This is a genomic window from Bradyrhizobium sp. SZCCHNS3002 (assembly GCF_032377435.1).
GTDB lineage: Bacteria > Pseudomonadota > Alphaproteobacteria > Rhizobiales > Xanthobacteraceae > Bradyrhizobium.
Map to the genome: position 1 here is coordinate 131,614 of NZ_JAUHHY010000005.1, position 17,305 is coordinate 148,918.

At 65.4% G+C, this 17,305-nt stretch carries 18 protein-coding genes; 10 read left to right on the forward strand and 8 right to left on the reverse strand.

The annotated features are described in order from the left end of the window. Positions 1–253 precede the first annotated feature (253 nt). Both QW845_RS12415 and QW845_RS12420 read right to left on the reverse strand, forming a co-directional pair. Positions 254–1,105, reverse strand: coding sequence for an SDR family NAD(P)-dependent oxidoreductase (locus QW845_RS12415; protein ID WP_315801868.1), 852 nt, complete (start codon positions 1,103–1,105; stop codon positions 254–256). A 152-nt stretch (positions 1,106–1,257) separates the two neighbouring features. Beyond that, positions 1,258–1,647 (reverse strand): winged helix-turn-helix domain-containing protein, encoded by a 390-nt coding sequence (locus QW845_RS12420; protein WP_315801869.1) that lies wholly within the window; start codon positions 1,645–1,647, stop codon positions 1,258–1,260. 100 nt (positions 1,648–1,747) lie between these two features. On the opposite strand from QW845_RS12420, the gene QW845_RS12425 reads away from it, so the two are divergent. The 9 genes from QW845_RS12425 (at position 1,748) to QW845_RS12465 (ending at position 12,286) form a co-directional block, all read left to right on the forward strand. Beyond that, complete coding sequence (locus QW845_RS12425; protein ID WP_315801870.1) at positions 1,748–2,872, forward strand: alkene reductase; 1,125 nt, start codon at positions 1,748–1,750, stop codon at positions 2,870–2,872. A 213-nt stretch (positions 2,873–3,085) separates the two neighbouring features. Then, on the forward strand, positions 3,086–4,750 hold the full coding sequence (locus tag QW845_RS12430; protein WP_315801871.1) for a thiamine pyrophosphate-binding protein: 1,665 nt from the start codon (positions 3,086–3,088) through the stop codon (positions 4,748–4,750). A gap of 834 nt (positions 4,751–5,584) precedes the next feature. Further along, positions 5,585–6,967 carry a M20 family metallopeptidase gene (locus QW845_RS12435; RefSeq protein ID WP_315801872.1) on the forward strand — a complete coding sequence of 461 codons (1,383 nt, stop codon included), beginning with the start codon at positions 5,585–5,587 and terminating at the stop codon, positions 6,965–6,967. Between the two features lie 367 nt (positions 6,968–7,334). Continuing rightward, positions 7,335–8,249, forward strand: coding sequence for an amino acid ABC transporter substrate-binding protein (locus tag QW845_RS12440; RefSeq protein ID WP_315801873.1), 915 nt, complete (start codon positions 7,335–7,337; stop codon positions 8,247–8,249). Between the two features lie 208 nt (positions 8,250–8,457). Continuing rightward, positions 8,458–9,189: an amino acid ABC transporter permease gene (locus tag QW845_RS12445; RefSeq protein WP_315801874.1), complete on the forward strand. Its 732-nt coding sequence runs from the start codon at positions 8,458–8,460 to the stop codon at positions 9,187–9,189. 1 nt (position 9,190) lies between these two features. Further along, positions 9,191–9,883, forward strand: coding sequence for an amino acid ABC transporter permease (locus tag QW845_RS12450; protein WP_315801875.1), 693 nt, complete (start codon positions 9,191–9,193; stop codon positions 9,881–9,883). Positions 9,884–9,892: 9 nt separating this feature from the next. Next, positions 9,893–10,624 carry an amino acid ABC transporter ATP-binding protein gene (locus tag QW845_RS12455; protein WP_315801876.1) on the forward strand — a complete coding sequence of 244 codons (732 nt, stop codon included), beginning with the start codon at positions 9,893–9,895 and terminating at the stop codon, positions 10,622–10,624. Between the two features lie 113 nt (positions 10,625–10,737). Then, a complete protein-coding gene (locus QW845_RS12460; RefSeq protein ID WP_315801877.1) occupies positions 10,738–11,598 on the forward strand; it encodes a D-amino-acid transaminase in 861 nt (286 codons plus the stop codon). Positions 11,599–11,695: 97 nt separating this feature from the next. Continuing rightward, on the forward strand, positions 11,696–12,286 hold the full coding sequence (locus QW845_RS12465; protein WP_315801878.1) for a DUF1080 domain-containing protein: 591 nt from the start codon (positions 11,696–11,698) through the stop codon (positions 12,284–12,286). Here QW845_RS12465 and QW845_RS12470 read toward each other — a convergent pair. From QW845_RS12470 to QW845_RS12480, 3 genes are all read right to left on the reverse strand, one after another. Beyond that, positions 12,273–12,419, reverse strand: a complete 147-nt coding sequence (locus QW845_RS12470) for a hypothetical protein (RefSeq protein WP_315801879.1) — start codon at positions 12,417–12,419, stop codon at positions 12,273–12,275. The genes QW845_RS12465 and QW845_RS12470 overlap by 14 nt on opposite strands. A 71-nt stretch (positions 12,420–12,490) precedes the next feature. After that, positions 12,491–13,090 carry an NAD(P)H:quinone oxidoreductase gene (gene wrbA / locus QW845_RS12475; protein ID WP_315801880.1) on the reverse strand — a complete coding sequence of 200 codons (600 nt, stop codon included), beginning with the start codon at positions 13,088–13,090 and terminating at the stop codon, positions 12,491–12,493. A 75-nt stretch (positions 13,091–13,165) separates the two neighbouring features. After that, positions 13,166–13,864: a pirin family protein gene (locus QW845_RS12480; protein WP_315801881.1), complete on the reverse strand. Its 699-nt coding sequence runs from the start codon at positions 13,862–13,864 to the stop codon at positions 13,166–13,168. Between the two features lie 130 nt (positions 13,865–13,994). On the opposite strand from QW845_RS12480, the gene QW845_RS12485 reads away from it, so the two are divergent. Continuing rightward, positions 13,995–14,903, forward strand: coding sequence for a LysR family transcriptional regulator (locus QW845_RS12485; RefSeq protein WP_315801882.1), 909 nt, complete (start codon positions 13,995–13,997; stop codon positions 14,901–14,903). A 23-nt stretch (positions 14,904–14,926) separates the two neighbouring features. On the opposite strand, the gene QW845_RS12490 is transcribed toward QW845_RS12485, so the two are convergent. The 3 genes from QW845_RS12490 to QW845_RS12500 all read right to left on the reverse strand — a co-directional run bounded on the left by QW845_RS12490 (position 14,927) and on the right by QW845_RS12500 (position 17,105). Then, positions 14,927–15,394 carry a YbaK/EbsC family protein gene (locus QW845_RS12490; RefSeq protein WP_315801883.1) on the reverse strand — a complete coding sequence of 156 codons (468 nt, stop codon included), beginning with the start codon at positions 15,392–15,394 and terminating at the stop codon, positions 14,927–14,929. Beyond that, positions 15,384–16,130 carry a haloacid dehalogenase type II gene (locus QW845_RS12495; protein ID WP_315801884.1) on the reverse strand — a complete coding sequence of 249 codons (747 nt, stop codon included), beginning with the start codon at positions 16,128–16,130 and terminating at the stop codon, positions 15,384–15,386. The genes QW845_RS12490 and QW845_RS12495 overlap by 11 nt, the downstream gene beginning before the upstream one ends. A 90-nt stretch (positions 16,131–16,220) precedes the next feature. Next, a complete protein-coding gene (locus QW845_RS12500; RefSeq protein ID WP_315801885.1) occupies positions 16,221–17,105 on the reverse strand; it encodes an amidohydrolase family protein in 885 nt (294 codons plus the stop codon). Positions 17,106–17,305 lie beyond the last annotated feature (200 nt).

Below are 17,305 nucleotides of genomic sequence, written 5' to 3' on the forward strand. Positions count from 1 at the left end.
GTACCCGGGGGCGCTGCCGCAGAGCTGCGACATCTCACCGCTTGACGGGAGAGCGGCCGCTTCAAGAGCGCGCGACCCGCGGCGACGTCGCGCCATGGCCAATCAGTGAGTTGCAAGAGCGCTCGACCGCCGCGATTCGGTCGATGCTGGACGTTCCGAACGCACACGGAGCGCCTTGCGACGATCCGACGCGTCCGGCGAAATGATGCTGAGATCCGGAGCAACGACGGGCCGCCGCTGCGATGTGGCCGGATCATGGCGATTTCTTTGCGAAGGCCGAGAACGCGTCGGCGTAGTCGGCATGCCAGCGCGACAGCGGCGGCCGGTTCTCGACGATGTCGCCCGCGGCCCACAGGATGCGCCGCTCGTCCAGCGCGCGCGGCACGTCGTTGTCAGGGCACAGCACGTAGAAGTCGCCGGCCGCGACGCGCTCCAGCATGAAGTCGACGGTCTGCTCCGGCGTCCAGGCTGCGGCCGGCTTCTCGACGCGGCCATTGGCGGTCAGCGGCGTGAACACGAAGCCCGGAATGAACAGATGCGCTGTCACCTGGCAGCCGGGCGTGTTGCGCAGCTCATGCTGCAGCGCCTCGGTGAACGCCTTCACGCCGGCCTTGGAAACGTTGTAGGCGGGATCGCCAGGCGGCGTGGTGATGCCCTGCTTGGAGCCGGTGTTGATGATCAGCGCCGCCCGGCCTTGCGCGATCATGCGGGGGGCGAACACCTGCGCGCCATGGATGATGCCCCACAGGTTGACGCCGAGGATGCGCTGCCAATTGTCGTCGGCAAGCATCTTGCTGCCCGGCTGGATGCCGGCATTGTTCATCAGCACGTCGATCGCGCCGAACCGCTGCCGCACCGCCGTTTCGAGCGCGACCACGCTGTCCCGGCTGCTCACATCGACCGTGGCGGTCATGACCGCAGCCTCGCCACGCTTGGTAGCAGCCGCGAGCCTGGCGGCGGCGTCGCGCAGCCGGGCCTCGTCGATATCGGCGATGCAGACGTTCATGCCGCGTTCTGCAAAGCGCATGGCGGCGGCGAGCCCGATGCCGGAGGCGCCTCCGGTGATGACGGCGGTGTGGTCGGCGGACAGGGCAGGGTGAGACACGGCAGGTTCTCCGGCATGACGATGAGATGCTGGTGTATGATGTCCCGGCGCGGCTGCAAGATCATCCCGCTGACGGCAAGACGGGTTTTTTGCGGCTACAACGCGAGGCGCATCAGTCCGGTCACAGATGCACCGCGTCGGCTGGAACCGGCTTACGACGCGGCCCTGACCCCGCGGGCCTTCCTTGGCTTCTCGATGTCGCTGCGGAGCGCGGCGAGATCCTTCTTCACGGCATTGGCCGCGTCGCGCTCGATGCGCCGGTAACGTTCGACCAGCTGCGCGCCGAACGCCGTCAGCGCCGCGCCACCGCCATTGCGGCCGCCGGTCTGCCGCGCGACCGCGGGCTGCCGGCATACCCGGTTGATCTCGTCGACGAGGTCCCAGGCCCGCTTGTAGGACATGTCCATCGCGCGCCCGGCCGCTGAGATCGAGCCGTGCCGCGCGATGTTCTCCAGAAGCGCGATCTTGCCCGGCCCGATCCGGCTGCCGTCATCGAGATCGATGCGCAGGCTGAGCGAGGGCAGGGCGTTCGCTTTCGGCATGGAGGGTCTGCTCATACTGACGTGGGGCGGACATTGCCACCATCATGTTTTGCGAACAAGATGATGCCAATCGACAATCGCAACGACATCTGGGGACGAAATGCTGCCTGCGCTGTTTTCACCGCTCACGATCGGTCCTTATCACCTCAAGCATCGCGTCGTGATGGCGCCGTTGACCCGCATGCGCGCCGCAAAGGAGACGCTCGCGCCGCGGCCGCTCAACGTCGACTATTATGCGCAGCGCGCCACGCCGGGCGGGCTGATCATCGCCGAGGCCTCGCCGGTCGCGCCGACCGGCACCGGTAGCCCGAACGTGCCGGGCATCTATAGCACGGCACAGATCGCCGGCTGGAGGCAGGTCGTCGACGCCGTGCATGCCAAGGGCGGATTCATCTTCCTGCAGCTCTGGCATGTCGGCCGCGTCTCGCATTCCTCGTTCCAGCCGGGCGGTGCGTTGCCGGTGGCGCCGTCGGCGATCGCGATCGGCGACGATCTCAAGGCGATGACGGCGGAAGGCAAAGGCGCAGCTTACGAGACGCCGCGCGCGCTCGACACCGACGAGATCCCCGCGCTTGTCGCCGCCTATGGCCAGGCCGCGCGCAATGCGATGGCCGCCGGCTTCGACGGCGTCGAGGTGCACGGCGCGAACGGCTATCTGATCGAGCAGTTCCTGCAGACCCGCAGCAACCAGCGCACCGACCGCTATGGCGGCTCCATCGAGAACCGCTGCCGATTTCTGCTCGAGGTCACCGAGGCGGTGATCGCCGCCTGCGGCGCCGACAAGGTCGGCGTGCGGCTGTCGCCCTATGGCATCGCCAACGGCTCCGGCGAAGCCGACCCGATGCCGCTCTACACCCATGCGATCGAGGCGCTCGACAAGCTGGGCATCGCCTATCTGCACCTGATCGAGCCGCGCTCCTCCGGCGCCGGCCGCGCCGACGTCAACTGGCAGAACGTGCCGTCGGCGCTGGCGCTGTTCCGTCCGATCTGGAAGGGCGTGCTGATCGGCGCCGGCGGCTTTACCGGCGAGCCGGCGGAGGCGGCGATCAAGGCGGGCCATGCCGACGCCATCGCCTTCGGTCGCTACTTCATCAGCAATCCGGACCTGCCGGCACGCCTGCAGCACGGCTGGCCCTTGACGCCCTATCACCGACCGACCTTCTACGGCGGCGAGGAGAAGGGCTACACGGACTATCCGGTGTATCAGGAGACAGCCGAGGCGTAGCCTCCGCTCTCTCCACGTCATTGCGAGAAGCGAAGCGTATGATGATCGACGCTCTTCGCTCGTCTCTTTCCACATCGTCATGCCCGGGCTTGTCCCGGGCATCCACGTCCATCCAAGCGTGCCGACCGACGTGGATGGCCGGGACAAGCCCGGCCATGACGTGGTGAGGGCTTGCACCAACAAACAACACCGCGTCGCCGGAGGAACTGCAACATGAAAAACCGCACCACCGGACGTTCGGCCTTCCTCGCGCTGCTCAAGGACGAGGGCATCACGCATCTGTTCGGCAATCCCGGCACCACCGAGCTGCCCGTCATGCATGCGCTGAAGGATCATCCAGATCTCACCTATGTCATGGCGATGCAGGAGAGCCTGGTGGTGGCGATCGCCGACGGCTTCAGCCGTGCCTCGGGCCGCCTCGTCGCCTGCAACGTCCACGTCGCGCCGGGTCTCGGCAATGCGATGGGCTCGCTCTACAACGCGCAGTTCACCGGCACGCCGATGATCCTCACCGCCGGCCAGCAGGAGCAGGGCCACGGCCTCATGGAGCCATTGCTCTACGGCCCGCTGGTGCGGATGGCCGAGCCGCTGGTGAAATGGGCGGTCGAGGTGACGAGGCTGGAAGACCTGCCGCGCATCGTCAGGCGCGCCGCCAAGGTCGCGACCACGCCGCCGACCGGGCCCGTCTTCATCTCGCTGCCCGGCGATATCCTCAACGCCGAAGCCGGCATCGAGCTCGGCCGTTCCACCCGTGTCGATGCGCGCGTGTTGCCGGCCGCGGACGCGTTGCAGGGGCTTGCGCAGCGCATTTTGAAGGCGCAGCGGCCAGTGATCATCACCGGCGACGAGATCGTCAAGAGCGATGCGCTGCAGGCCGCGGCCGAGTTCGCGTCGGCGCTCGGCGCTCCCGTGCATCAGCAGTCCGCACCCTATGGCGCGCATTTCCTGTCCGAGCATCCCTGCTACATCGGTTCATTGTCGCGCGCGCAGAAGCAGGTCCGCGACCTGCTTGCACCCCACGATCTTCTCATCGTGCTCGGCGCCGACCCCTTGCGGATGTCCGTCCACAGCGAGATCGAGCCGCTGCCCGAGGGCTTGCCGATCGTGCAGATCGGCCTCGTCGATTGGGAACTGGGAAAGAATTTCGGCGCCGAGATCGCGCTCAAGGCCGACGTTCGCGAGACGCTGCTTCAGCTCACGCCGCTCTTGCGCGACCTCGGCGGCGCGGCCTTGCAGGCGCGTGCGCAGGAGCGCGTGGCCGAATTGTCCGCGAAGAACTGGAGCGCGCGGTGCCGCACGCTGGCCGCGCAGATCGAAGCGGCGCGCGAGCGGATGCCGATCGATCCGGACTATCTGGCGCTGCAGGTCGCCGAGGCGATGCCGGAGCACGGCATCCTGGTCGACGAGGGCCTGACCTCGGCGCGCTACATGACGGCGCTTTGGCCGTACCGCGACCGCTACAACTATCACGGCCTCGCGTCGGGTGGCATCGGCTGGGGCCTGCCGGCCTCGGTCGGCGTCAGCCTCGCCAATCCCGACCGTCCCGTGGTGTGCTACTCCGGCGACGGCAGTGCGATGTACTCGATCCAGGCGCTGTGGACCGCGGCTCACCACAAGCTGCCGCTCTCCGTCGTCATCGTCAACAATGGCGGCTATCGCATCATCAAGCAGCGGCTGCTGTCGTTCCACGGCGACGACAACTATATCGGCATGGATTTCGCCGATCCGCCGGTGGACTTCGCCGGGATGGCAAGATCGCTGGGCTGCGAGTCACTGCGCGTCAGCGATCCCAGTGAGTTGAAGTCGGTGCTGTCGGAGGCCTTCCGGCGGCCGGGCACGAAGCTGATCGAGGTGATGGTGAGCAATGCGGTGAATTGAACAGCTCGGCCTGATGGTTCGAGACGCGCCGCACCTCATCCGCGGCGACCTGCTCGCTCGGTCACGACCATCCGGGGGAAGCGGCGCTCCTCACCATGAGGGTGGGAGATCTCGCCAGCCATGAGGTTAGGATTTCGCCACAAGCTCGGTCCTCGTCCTGAGGAGCCCGCCGCAGGCGGGCGTCTCGAAGGAGGCGGCGGGCGGAGAAGCCGCGAGAAAATTCTTTACGAATATCCGAAGATGTGCTTTATTCCCGAAATCCCGCCTCACACGGAGGGGCGCATCGCGATCGTCACGACACGCGAGGTGGGATGCGACGGCTGTCGGCATGCCGCAGCGTGGGGAGACCCGCGCCGACGAACGGCAGGTTGCGGACGTGAAGGCGTGTGGTCCTGGCGCCCCGATGCTGGCGCCAAGTCCGCGGGTGATGATCCCGCAGACGACGGTGGCTATCGAGCCGGACACCGGGGAGAGCGCGCTATAAGCGTGAAAACCGTCGCGCGGGGAATGCCGGATGTTCGGCTGAACCTGTGGTGACTGCCGCCTGCTTTTCTTTCTGCAGGCGGGCCATGGGTGAGGCCTTCACCCGGCATTCCCCGCGCCCTCCGTCTCGTGAGGGTGTTCATGCCAATAGCTCGGGTGCTCGACCGCACCGCGAGAACGAGAGCGCGTAAGTCGGGGACGGCGACAATGCTGCCCGACGCGTCAAGTCCCAGGCATGGCAGTTCCATAATCCGAGACGCATGCGCTGACCCATTGAATTCAAACCCAGCCTCTTTCGCTCCGCCCACGATCCCGATATGACGCCGCCTTCGTTGTGACTGGAAAAGCGCCATGACCAGGATTGATGCAATCGCCCGTGCCCGTCAGAGCCTGACGAGCGGTGACTTCCTGGCCGAGCTCGGCCGCCGGGTCGCCTATCGCACCGAGAGCCTCAATCCCGAGCGCAAGGACGACCTCGCGGCGTATCTGACCAACGAGCTGACGCCGTCCTTTGCCGCGCTCGGCTTTTCCTCCGAGATCGTGCCCTCGCCGAGCGGCAAGTCGCCGTTCCTGATCGCGACCTACCACGAGAGCGACAGCGCCCCGACGATGCTCAGCTATGGCCACGGCGACACCGTCGACGGCATGGCCGGCGAATGGCGCGACGGGCGCGATCCCTGGGCGGTGACGCCGGACGGCAACCGCCTCTACGGCCGCGGCACGGCCGACAACAAGGGCCAGCACAGCATCAACATGGCGGCGCTGCGCGCGGTGCGCGAGGCCCGCGGCGGCAAGCTCGGCTTCAATGCCAAATTCATCATCGAGATGGGCGAGGAGATCGGCTCGCCCGATCTCGCAGAGGTGGCCGACCGGCATCGCGACGCCTTGAAGGCCGACGTCTTCATCGGCTCGGACGGCCCACGGCTGTCGACCGCGCGCCCCACCATCTTTCTCGGCTGCCGCGGCGGCATCCGGCTGCATCTCGACGTCAACCTGCGCGAGGGCGGCAATCATTCCGGCAATTGGGGCGGCGTGCTCGCCAATCCCGCGACCATTCTCGCCAACGCCATTTCCACGCTGGTCGACGGCCAGGGCCGCATCAAGCTGGAGTCGCTGAAGCCGCCGCGCCTCACCAACGCCATCCGCGCCATCCTCGCCGACGTGAAGGTCGAGCCGACCGCCGACGAGCCGGCGCTGTCCGACAATTGGGGCGAGGACGGGCTGACGCCGGCGGAGCGGCTCTATGCCTGGAATACGCTCGAGGTGCTGGCGATCTCCTCCGGCAATATCGACAAGCCGGCGAATGCGATCCCGGGCCGCGCCCGTGCCGTGCTGCAGCTGCGTTTCGTCGTCGGCACCAAGGTCGACAGCATCGTGGAGGACGTGAAGAACCACCTCGTTGCGCACGGCTTCCCGATGATCGAGGTCAGCATGACGCAGGGCTTCATGGCCTCGCGCGCCGACATCGACAGTCCCTGGATCAAATGGGCCGCGGATTCCATCAAGATGAGCACCGGCAAGGCGCCCGCCGTGCTGCCGAACTTCGGCGGCTCGCTGCCCAATGACGTGTTTGCCGACGTGTTGAAGATGCCGACCATGTGGGTGCCGCATTCCTATCCGGGCTGCTCGCAGCACGCGCCGGATGAGCACATTCTGCTGGATGTCACGGAGGAGGCGCTCGGCCTGATGGCCGGGCTGTTCTGGGATCTTGGCGAATTGCGGAAGCCGCTGTGAACCGAGAAGGAGGCATGAGCACACATCGCCTGGCATCATTGGTGCTCACCTCCCGCCGCCTGAGCCGGAGTGAGGGGCGTGCCGCGTGCGGGAACCGTCCGCCTGCAACTTTCGTCTGGTCGCGGGGCATGCGAGCTGATCGTAGTTTACCATCCCGACGTTCGGCGCTGCCGTTTCAGCCCGAACGTCTTGTCGAAGGGGACGCGGGACAGGCAATTTGTCGCAAGCGTCCGAGAACTTCCCGCCGCGGGGCGGTCTATGGTGCCCGCGCTCGTCCGGCCGGAGATCGTCCGGGGGCGGGGGCCATTTTGAGTTCGCTGTGGTTTATGCAAGCATCCGGCGATCAGCCGGATTGAGGAGATCAGTTATGAAGCAGCTTCGCCTATTCGGTCTTGCCGTCGCCGCCGCGCTCTGCGCCGGCCAGGTGCAGGCCGAGGACCTGACGGGGACCCTGAAGAACATCAAGGAGACCGGTGCGATCACGCTGGGCGTGCGCGACTCCTCGATCCCGTTCTCCTATCTCGACGACAATCAGAAGCCGATCGGCTTTGCCATCGACATCTGCATGGGCATCGTCGATGCCGTGAAAAAGGAGCTCAAGCTCGACAAGCTCGACGTGAAGCTCAATCCGGTGACGTCGTCGACCCGCATCCCGCTGCTCGCCAACGGCACCATCGATCTGGAATGCGGCTCCACCACCAACAATGCCGAGCGCCAGAAGCAGATCTCCTTCACCAACACCCACTTCCTGACGGCGAGCCGCTACGTCTCGAAGAAGTCGAGCAACATCAACAAGATTGATGATCTGAAGGGCAAGACGGTCGTGTCGACTGCCGGCACCACCAACATCAAGCAGCTCACCGAAGCCAATGCCGCACGCAATCTTGGGATCAACATCATCCCGGCCAAGGATCACGCCGAAGCCTTCCTGATGGTCGAGACCGATCGCGCCGTGGCCTTCGTGATGGACGACATCCTGCTGTCGAGCCTCGTCGCTAGCTCCAAGGATCCGGCCGCCTACGTCATCTCCAAGGATGCGTTCTCCAAGCCGGAGCCCTACGGCATCATGCTCCGCAAGGACGATCCGCAGTTCAAGAAGGTCGTCGATGCCGCGACCGCCAAGATCTACACCAGCGGCGAGGGCGCCAAGCTGTATGACAAGTGGTTCATGCAGAAGATCCCGCCGAAGGGCCTGAACCTGAACACCCCGATCTCGGCCGAGCTGAAGGCCGAGTTCGCCAAGCCGTCGGACTCGCCGGATCCGGATTCGTACAAGCCGTAAGGTGAAGTCGCATTAAGCTCGTGCCGCGACGCCGGTGCGCTCCCTCCCCCCTTGTGGGGGAGGGTTGGGGAGGGGGGCCCGCAGGGGCAGTCTTTGCTGAGACCCCCACCCCGCCCCCTCCCCGCTTCGCGCGGGGGGAGGGGAGCGCAGTGTCGCTCGTGGCGACATTGCGTAAACCGACCGCGAGCTATCACTTCAGGACACCCCCGTGAACTACACCTGGAACTGGCACATCTTCCTGGAGCCGAACCCGACCGGGGCCGGAACCTATTTCGACATGCTGCTGTCGGGGCTGAAGGTCACCATCGTGACCTCGCTGTCGGCCTGGGTGATCGCGCTGATCTGCGGCACGATCGTCGGCATCCTGCGCAGTCTGCCCTCGAAATTGGCGACCTGGATCGGCTTCGTCTATGTCGAGTTCTTCCGCAACATGCCGCTGCTGGTGCAGCTGTTCCTGTGGTTCTTCGTGCTGCCGGAGCTGCTGCCGCGAACCGCCGGCCTGTGGCTGAAACAGATGCCGAATGCGCCGTTCTATACGGCCGCGGTCGGCATCGGGCTGTTCATGTCGGCGCGCGTCGCGGTGCAGCTCGCGGCCGGCATCGGCTCGCTGCCGCGCGGCCAGATGATGGCGGCGACCGCGCTCGGCCTCACCACCTTGCAGGCCTATCGCTACGTGCTGCTGCCGATGGCCTTCCGCATCATCCTGCCGCCGCTGACGTCCGAATTTCTCAACACGGTCAAGAACAGCGCCGTGGCGATCACGATCGGTCTGATCGAGCTGACGGGCGCCGCCCGCGAGATGCAGGAATTCTCCTTCCAGGTGTTCGAGGCGTTCAGCGCCGCAACGCTGATGTATCTCGTCATCAACGTCATCGTCGTGATCGGCATGCGCCTGCTGGAGCGCGCGGTGGCGATCCCTGGCTACATCACGGGCAAATGAGATGCTGGCCAATTTCGATTTCGACGTCATCCGCCGCTCGCTGAGCTACCTGTTCATCGACGGCATGACCTTCACCTTGACGCTGACCGCGCTGTCGGCTTTTGGCGGTCTCGTCTTCGGCACCATGATCGCGCTGATGCGGCTGTCCGGCTATCGCGTGATGGGCTGGATCGCCGGGCTCTATGTCGACTTCATGCGCTCGCTGCCGCTGGTGCTGGTGATCTTCTGGTTCTACTTCCTGGTCCCCTATATCGGGCAGTGGATCACCGGATCGTCGCGGCCGATCAAGGTCGGCGCCTTCGCCTCCTCGCTGATCACCTTCATCATGTTCGAGGCGGCGTATTTCTCCGAGATCATGCGCGCCGGCATCCAGTCGATCTCGCGCGGTCAGCCGGCCGCGGCCTCGGCGCTCGGACTGACCTATGCGCAGACCATGCGCTACGTCGTGCTGCCGCAGGCGTTCCGCAACATGCTGCCGGTGCTGCTGACCCAGACCATCGTGCTGTTCCAGGACACTTCGCTGGTCTACGTGCTCTCGATCCCGGACTTCCTCGGCGCCGCCTCCAAGGTCGCGCAGCGCGACGGCCGGCTGGTCGAGATGTATCTGTTCGCGGCCCTGATCTACTTCACCATCTCCTGCATCGCGTCCTACGGCGTCCGCCGCCTGCAGTCGCGCATCGCCATCATCAGGTAGTCGTCTCCCATGATCGAAATCAGCCACGTCAACAAATGGTACAGCCCGAGCTTCCAGGTGCTGAAGGACTGCACGACATCGGTCGCCAAGGGCGAGGTGGTGGTGGTCTGCGGTCCCTCCGGCTCCGGCAAGTCGACCCTCATCAAATGCGTCAACGCGCTGGAGCCGTTCCAGGACGGCACGATCACGATCGATGGTCTCAAGGTCAATGATCCCAAGACCAACCTGCCGAAGCTGCGCTCGGGCGTCGGCATGGTGTTCCAGCATTTCGAGCTGTTTCCGCATCTGAAGATCATCGAAAATCTCTGCCTCGCCCAGCAGAAGGTGCTGGGGCGCGGCCACGAGGAAGCGACCGCCAAGGGCATGAAGCTGCTGGAGCGCGTCGGGCTGAAGGAGCAGGCGCAGAAATTTCCGGCGCAGCTCTCGGGCGGCCAGCAGCAGCGTGTCGCGATCGCGCGTGCGCTCGCCATGGACCCGATCGCTATGCTGTTCGACGAGCCGACCTCGGCGCTCGATCCGGAGATGATCAGCGAGGTGCTCGACGTCATGGTCGATCTCGCCCGCGAGGGCATGACCATGATGGTCGTGACCCACGAGATGGGCTTTGCCAGGAAGGTCGCCCACCGCGTCATCTTCATGGACCGCGGCGAGATCGTCGAGGACGCCAAGAAGGATGAGTTCTTCGGCCAGCCCCGCAGCGAGCGCGCGCAGCAGTTCTTGTCGAAGATTTTGTCGCACTAGTTAGACCCGTCATTCCGGGTTCGATGCTGCGCATCGCCCCGGAATGACGGCGAGAGAAACGATCGGCGCATGCTAAGGACTATGCGTGCGCTGATGAGAAAGGAGATACCGCCTTGGACCCCATCGCTTACGTCAACGGCGCCTTCGTGCCCCTGTCCGAGGCCAAGGTCTCGGTGCTCGATCGCGGCTTCCTGTTCGCCGACGGCATCTATGAGGTGGCGGCGGTGCTTGACGGCAAGCTGGTCGACAGCGCCTCGCACCTCGCCCGGCTGGAGCGCTCGGTCGGCGAGATCGGGCTGGCGCTGCCGGAGAGCCTGGCGCGAATCGAGGCGCTGCAGAAGGAGCTGGTCGCGCGCAACCGGCTCGACCAGGGCATGGTCTATCTGCAGGTCACGCGGGGCGCTGACAAGGGCCGCGACTTCCCGTTTCCGAAAGGCGACGTCAAGCCGACGCTGGTGATGTTCGTGACCGCCAAGAACATCGTCGATGCACCCTCGGCGACGGCGGGCATCGGCGTCATCACCGTGCCCGACATCCGCTGGGCGCGGCGCGACATCAAGAGCGTCGCGCTGCTGGCGCAGGTGCTGGCGAAGCAGGCGGCTGCGGCCGCCGGCGCTGGAGAGGCCTGGATGGTCGAGGATGGTCACGTGACCGAGGGCGGCTCGTCCTCCGCCTTCATCCTGACCAAGGACGACGTCATCGTCACCAGGCCGAACTCCAACGCGATCCTGCCGGGCTGCACCCGCAAGGCGGTGGTGAAGCTCGCCGAGGAGCGTCAGCTCAAGGTCGAGGAGCGGCTGTTCACCGTGGAGGAGGCGCTCGCGGCGAAGGAGGCCTTCATCACCAGCGCGAGCTCGTTCGTGCAGCCGGTGGTCACGATCGACGGCAAGCCGGTCGGCGACGGCAAGCCTGGCCCGGTCGCGGCGCGGCTGCGCGAGATCTATGTCGATTTTGCGCGCGCGACGGCGGTGTAGTTCGACGAGAGAGCAGATGCAGCATCGAAACCCGTTTGCTTCGTCCGGCGCTTTGCTATCGTGGCGGCGAACCAAACAAAAACGGGGAGGCGTTTCGATGCGGTATCGCTTGTGCGGGCTTGCGGCCGGACTGTTGATTGCGGGCGCGAGCTGGGGGACGGCATTCGCCGATGACGGCTGGGTGACCCTGGTCGACGGTGACAAGAAGGTCGAATTCGCCGAGGTCGGCAAGGCCAATTGGGAGGCGAAGGACGGCGTGCTGATGGCCGACAAGCTCGACGGCAAGGATCCGTCCTATCTGGTCACCAAGGCCAGCTACAAGGATTTCCAGATCAAGGCCGAGTTCTGGGTCGACGACGCCGCCAACAGCGGCATCTTCATCCGTTGCGACCAGTCGACGAAGATCGACTCCAACATCTGCTACGAGGTCAACATCTTCGACAAGCGGCCCGATCCGAAATACGGCACCGGCGCCATCGTCGACGTGTCCAAGGTCGATCCGATGCCGAAGGCCGGCGGCAAGTGGAACACCTACGAGATCACCGCCAAGGGCACGCGGCTGACCGTGATGCTCAACGGCGAGAAGACCGTCGACGTCGACGACAGCAAGCATGCTGCGGGGCCGATCGCCCTGCAATACGGCTCGGGCGTCGTGAAGTTCAAGAAGGTGCAGATCAAGCCGCTATAGCGGTGCATTCCGGGCAGCGGCGCTGACCGCGGCTCGCGCGGTAAAGGCCCTTGCAGTACCAATGGCGCGCCATCATCTGCAGAGGATGGCGGGCCAGCCTGGCCAGCGTCACCAGTTCGAGCATGGCGGGCATTGCGGACTCCCTCACTTTCTTCCGACGAGATGGGGCGGCGCTTCGGTGACGGAAGTGCCGCCCCAGTCGCGTCAGCCATGCAGCTTCTTTGCGGTCTCGGCGATCACGCGCCCTTGATAGCGCGCCCCCGCCAGCTCGTTCTCGCTCGGCAGCCGGCTGCCGTCGCCGCCAGTGATGGTGGTCGCGCCATAGGGCGAGCCGCCGGTGATCTCGTCGAGCTTCATCTGGCCGGCGAAGCCGTAGTTGAGGCCGACGATGGTCATGCCGAAATGCAAGAGGTTGGTGATGATCGAGAACAGCGTGACCTCCTGGCCGCCATGCTGGGTCGCGGTCGAGGTGAAGGCGCCGCCGACCTTGCCGTTCAGCGCGCCCTTGGCCCAGAGGCCGCCGGCCTGGTCGAGGAAGTTGGCCATCTGCGAGGCCATGCGACCGAAGCGGGTGCCGGTGCCGACGATGATGGCGTCATAGTTGGCGAGCTCCTCGACCTTGGCGATCGGTGCGGCCTGGTCGAGCTTGTAGTGCGAGGCCTTGGCGACGTCGGCGGGCACGAGCTCCGGCACGCGCTTGATGTCGACGGCGGCGCCGGCTTCGCGGGCGCCTTCGGCGACGGCGTTGGCCATCGCTTCGATGTGGCCGTAGGCGGAATAGTAGAGAACGAGAACCTTGGTCATGGAAGTCTCCGTGGGAATGCGAGTGATCGGGGAGGGCGTCCCGGCCGGAGAGCCGACCGGGATCGCGAAACAGACTTAAGCGGCGTCGACCAGCACCAGTTCGGAATCTTCGAGCGCCGTGATCTTCAGCGTGGCCTCGTCGCGGATGGCGGCGCCGTCACGAGCGTTGACGCGGACGCCGTTCACTTCGACGCTTCCGGCGGCAGGCACGAGATAGATATGCCGGGCCTTGTCGGCATCGTACTCGGCGGTCTCGCCGGCCTTCAGCGTGGTGCCGAGTACGCGTGCCTTGGCGCGGATCGGCAACGCGTCGCCGTCATCTGCGAAGCCGCTCGCGAGCGTCACCAGCTTGCCGGAGCGATCGGACTTCGGGAACGGCTTGGCGCCCCAGGTCGGCTGGCCGCCGTCGGTGGTCGGCTCGATCCAGATCTGGAAGATCCGGGTCGTGGTCGGCTCGAGATTGTACTCGGAGTGGCGGATGCCGCTGCCCGCACTCATCACCTGGACGTCGCCGGCCTCGGTGCGGCCCTTGTTGCCGAGGCTGTCCTGATGGGTGATCGCGCCCTCGCGGACATAGGTGATGATCTCCATGTTGCGATGGGGATGCGCGGGGAAGCCGGTGTTCGGTGCGATCTCGTCATCGTTCCAGACGCGCAGGGCGCCGTGGCCCATGTTGCTGGGGTCGTAGTAGCTCGCGAACGAGAAATGGTGCTTGGCCTTGAGCCAGCCGTGGTCGGCGCCGCCCAGCGCCGCAAAGGGCTTCAGTTCGATCATGGGTCTGCTCCTGTGGTTGCAACGGTCGGCCGGTGCCGCCGTGCCGTTGGGCATTGGAATAAGGCGGCGACCGGAGTATAGAAATAGAAACTATTGAAACATATTGTTTCCAAAAGAGAGATTTGAAGGAATGGCGCGACTTCCGGATTTCGAGGCGATGGCGATCTTCGCCAAGGTCGTCGAGCTGCGCTCCTTCGCCGGCGCCGCGCAGGAGCTGAGCCTCTCCAAGGCCTCCGTCTCCAAGGCGGTGAGCCGGCTGGAGGAGCGTCTAGGCACGCGGCTGTTCAACCGCACCTCGCGGCGCCTGGCGCTGACGGATGCCGGTCAGCGGCTGTCCGAACGCGCCGCGCAGCTGCTCGCCGATGGCGAGGCGGCGGAGACCGAGGCGCTCGCGCAGTCGCTGACGCCGCGCGGCCTGGTGCGCTTCGCGGTGCCGATGACGTTCGGCGTCAAGAAGATCGCGCCGCTGCTGCCGGCGTTCCTGGAGCAATATCCGGAGGTCTCGATCGACCTCCACATGAGCGACGCCACCGTCGATTTGATCGGCGAAGGTTTCGATCTCGCACTGCGCATCGCGCGGCTGCCGGACTCCTCGCTGCTCGCGCGCCGGCTCTGCGCCATGCCGCGCTACACGGTGGCGGCGCCGTCCTATCTGAAGCGCCACGGTCGGCCGACGCACCCGATGCATCTCGCCGAGCACAAATGCTTCGGCTACGCCTATCTCTCCACCGCTGGCGTCTGGCACTACACAAATGCGGCCGGCGAGCAGGCCAGCGTGCGGCCGGCGGGACAGCTGCGCGTCAACAATGGCGAGGCGCTGTTGCCGGCGGTGCGCGCCGGGCTCGGCATCGCAGACCTGCCGGATTTCATCGTGGGCGACGCGATCGCGTCGGGCGAGGTCGAGGTGGTGCTGAAGGGCTGGAGCCAGCCGGAAGGCGCGATGCACCTGGTGATGCCGCCCGGCGGCCCGCGCCCCGCGCGGGTCGAAGTGCTGACGGAGTTTCTGGTGAAGGAGCTCGCGAAGGCGAAGAAGCGATGAGCGCGCCCGCCGATCTCAGCCGATCAGGACTGCACCTCGCAGACGTCGACCCATGCCGCTTCTGTCAGTTCGGCCATGCGTTCCGGCGTGATCTTCACCGCGCTGTGGGTCGAGCCCGCCGCGGGCACGACGATGTCGAAGGCCTTCAGCGACAGATCGCAATACACCGGCAGCGGCGACTTCAGCCCGAACGGGCAGACGCCGCCGACCTCGTGCCCCGTGATGTCGGCGACCTCGTCGAGACCCAGCATCTTCGGCTTGCCGCCGAACTGAGCCTTGACCTTCTTGTTGTCCATGCGGGCGTTCCCGGCGGCGACGATCAGGATGACGCGGTCGCCGACGCGCAACGACAGCGTCTTGGCGATGCGGGCCGGCTCCACGCCATAGGCTTCCGCCGCGAGCGCCACGGTTGCGGAGCTCTGGCTGGAGACGAGGACGTCGATGTCGGGGGCTTTTTCAGCGAAGAAGGCGCGGACGGATTCAAGGCTCATGCGTGTTGACGATCTCAGGCAATTCGGAGAGCGCAGCAATACGATAATCGGGCGCAAAACCCAACTCGTCCATCTGGGTGCGCAGCGCCTTGAACATCGTGAGCGGGGACACGAGATCGGTCTTGCCGCAGGCCGCCGCCATGGCCTCGGGAGTGACGCGCTCGATCCAGGCAACGTTGAGGCCGAACGCCTTGGCGCCGCAGACGTCCCAGGGATTGGAGGACACGAACAGCACCTCGGCAGGTGCAAGTCCAAGTGTCTCCGCGATCAGCGTATACGCTTCGGGACTCGGCTTGAAGATCTTGTGGGCATCGACGCTGATGATCGCATCGAGCATAGCATCGAAGCCGCTGGCCTTCACCAGGCCGTCGAGCATCGCGGGGCTGCCGTTGGAGAGGATCGCGAGCCGGCGGTCCTTCATCGCGGCGAGCGCGGCGCGTGCATCAGGGTAGGGATCGAGATCGAGATATTTGGCGATGATGCGATCGCGTGTGATCGCATCGGCCTGCAGGCCGAGAACGCGCAGCGCATAGAGCAGCGACTCGCGGGTGACGACCGAAAAATCCTCGTAGCGCTGCATCAGCGAGCGCAGCCAGGTGTATTCGAGCTGCTTGATGCGCCAGATCTGGGTGATGATGTCGCCGTGGCCGGGAAAGGCCTGCTCGGTGACCGCCGCCACTGACTGGATATCGTACAGCGTGCCATAGGCGTCGAAGACGATGGCTTTGAACGGCATGGCGCTCACCTGACCACCTTGAACAGGCGCAATGACTGATGGGTCACCGCGCCTGCGTAGACTAGCACGATCCTTGCGGACCGGACGATGTCAGATCCCCAGCAGCCTGCGCGCGTTGGCCTTCAACACCTTCGGCCGGATCTCGTCGCGGATGTCGAGCTTGGCGAAATCGGCGAGCCAACGGTCAGGGGTGATCACCGGCCAGTCCGAGCCGAACAGCATCTTGTCCTGCAGGATCGAGTTGATGTAGCGGACCAGGATCGGCGGGAAGTATTTCGGCGACCAGCCCGAGAGATCGATATAGACGTTCGGCTTGTGGGTCGCGACCGACAGCGCCTCCTCCTGCCAGGGGAAGGAGGGGTGGGCGAGGATGATCTTGAGGTCGGGGAAGTCGGCCGCGACGTCGTCCATGTACATCGGGTTCGAGTACTTCAGCCGCATCCCCATGCCGCCCGGCATGCCCGAGCCGACGCCGGTCTGGCCGGTGTGGAACAGCGCGATCGCACCGCCGTCATTGATCGCCTCGTACAGCGGATAGGCGAGGCGGTCGTTGGCGTAGAAGCCCTGCATGGTCGGGTGGAACTTGAAGCCGCGGACGCCATACTCCTCGATCAGCTTGCGCGCCTCGCGGACGCCGAGCTTGCCCTTGTGCGGATCGATGCTGACGAAGGGGATCAGCACATCGAGATGGTCGGAGGCGACCTCGAGCATCTCGTAATTGTTGTAGCGCCGGAAGCCGGTCTCGCGCTCGGCGTCGACCGGGAAGATCACCGCGGCGATGTTCTTCGAACGATAATAGGCGGCCGTCTCCGGCACCGTCGGCGGGTGCTTGTGCGGCGACTTGAAGTAGTCGGCCATCTGGGCCTGGAAATCGTCGTAGCCGTCATCTGCATGCATGCCGCAGGGCTCCTCGGCATGGGTATGGATGTCGATGGCGACGACGTCGTCGATCTTGGGCAGAGCGAGCTTGGGCATGGGCGTTCCCGGGGTTGGTTCTTGGCTTTGAGAAATTGATTATAGGATATAACGAATTTGGCAATCGCCAAGTTGGATCGGCGGGCTGCTGGCCGGCAGCTTCTGTTGAAGTCCGGCGCCGCCATGATTGACATCCGGCGGGCCGGTGGTTAGAAACCGGCCAATCCGGGCGGCTTGGTCGCTTGCGGAACTCCTTTTCT

Excerpts from the sequence above, each read along its gene's own strand:
- QW845_RS12465 (WP_315801878.1), top strand. The coding sequence starts at position 11,696 with ATGCGGTATCGCTTGTGCGGGCTTGCGGCCGGACTGTTGATTGCGGGC.
- QW845_RS12450 (WP_315801875.1), top strand. The coding sequence starts at position 9,191 with ATGCTGGCCAATTTCGATTTCGACGTCATCCGCCGCTCGCTGAGCTAC.
- QW845_RS12440 (WP_315801873.1), top strand. The coding sequence starts at position 7,335 with ATGAAGCAGCTTCGCCTATTCGGTCTTGCCGTCGCCGCCGCGCTCTGC.
- QW845_RS12420 (WP_315801869.1), bottom strand. The coding sequence starts at position 1,647 with ATGCCGAAAGCGAACGCCCTGCCCTCGCTCAGCCTGCGCATCGATCTC.
- QW845_RS12470 (WP_315801879.1), bottom strand. The coding sequence starts at position 12,419 with ATGCCCGCCATGCTCGAACTGGTGACGCTGGCCAGGCTGGCCCGCCAT.
- QW845_RS12480 (WP_315801881.1), bottom strand. The coding sequence starts at position 13,864 with ATGATCGAACTGAAGCCCTTTGCGGCGCTGGGCGGCGCCGACCACGGC.
- QW845_RS12425 (WP_315801870.1), top strand. The coding sequence starts at position 1,748 with ATGCTGCCTGCGCTGTTTTCACCGCTCACGATCGGTCCTTATCACCTC.
- QW845_RS12485 (WP_315801882.1), top strand. The coding sequence starts at position 13,995 with ATGGCGCGACTTCCGGATTTCGAGGCGATGGCGATCTTCGCCAAGGTC.
- QW845_RS12435 (WP_315801872.1), top strand. The coding sequence starts at position 5,585 with ATGACCAGGATTGATGCAATCGCCCGTGCCCGTCAGAGCCTGACGAGC.
- QW845_RS12430 (WP_315801871.1), top strand. The coding sequence starts at position 3,086 with ATGAAAAACCGCACCACCGGACGTTCGGCCTTCCTCGCGCTGCTCAAG.
- QW845_RS12500 (WP_315801885.1), bottom strand. The coding sequence starts at position 17,105 with ATGCCCAAGCTCGCTCTGCCCAAGATCGACGACGTCGTCGCCATCGAC.
- QW845_RS12495 (WP_315801884.1), bottom strand. The coding sequence starts at position 16,130 with ATGCCGTTCAAAGCCATCGTCTTCGACGCCTATGGCACGCTGTACGAT.
- wrbA (WP_315801880.1), bottom strand. The coding sequence starts at position 13,090 with ATGACCAAGGTTCTCGTTCTCTACTATTCCGCCTACGGCCACATCGAA.
- QW845_RS12455 (WP_315801876.1), top strand. The coding sequence starts at position 9,893 with ATGATCGAAATCAGCCACGTCAACAAATGGTACAGCCCGAGCTTCCAG.
- QW845_RS12490 (WP_315801883.1), bottom strand. The coding sequence starts at position 15,394 with ATGAGCCTTGAATCCGTCCGCGCCTTCTTCGCTGAAAAAGCCCCCGAC.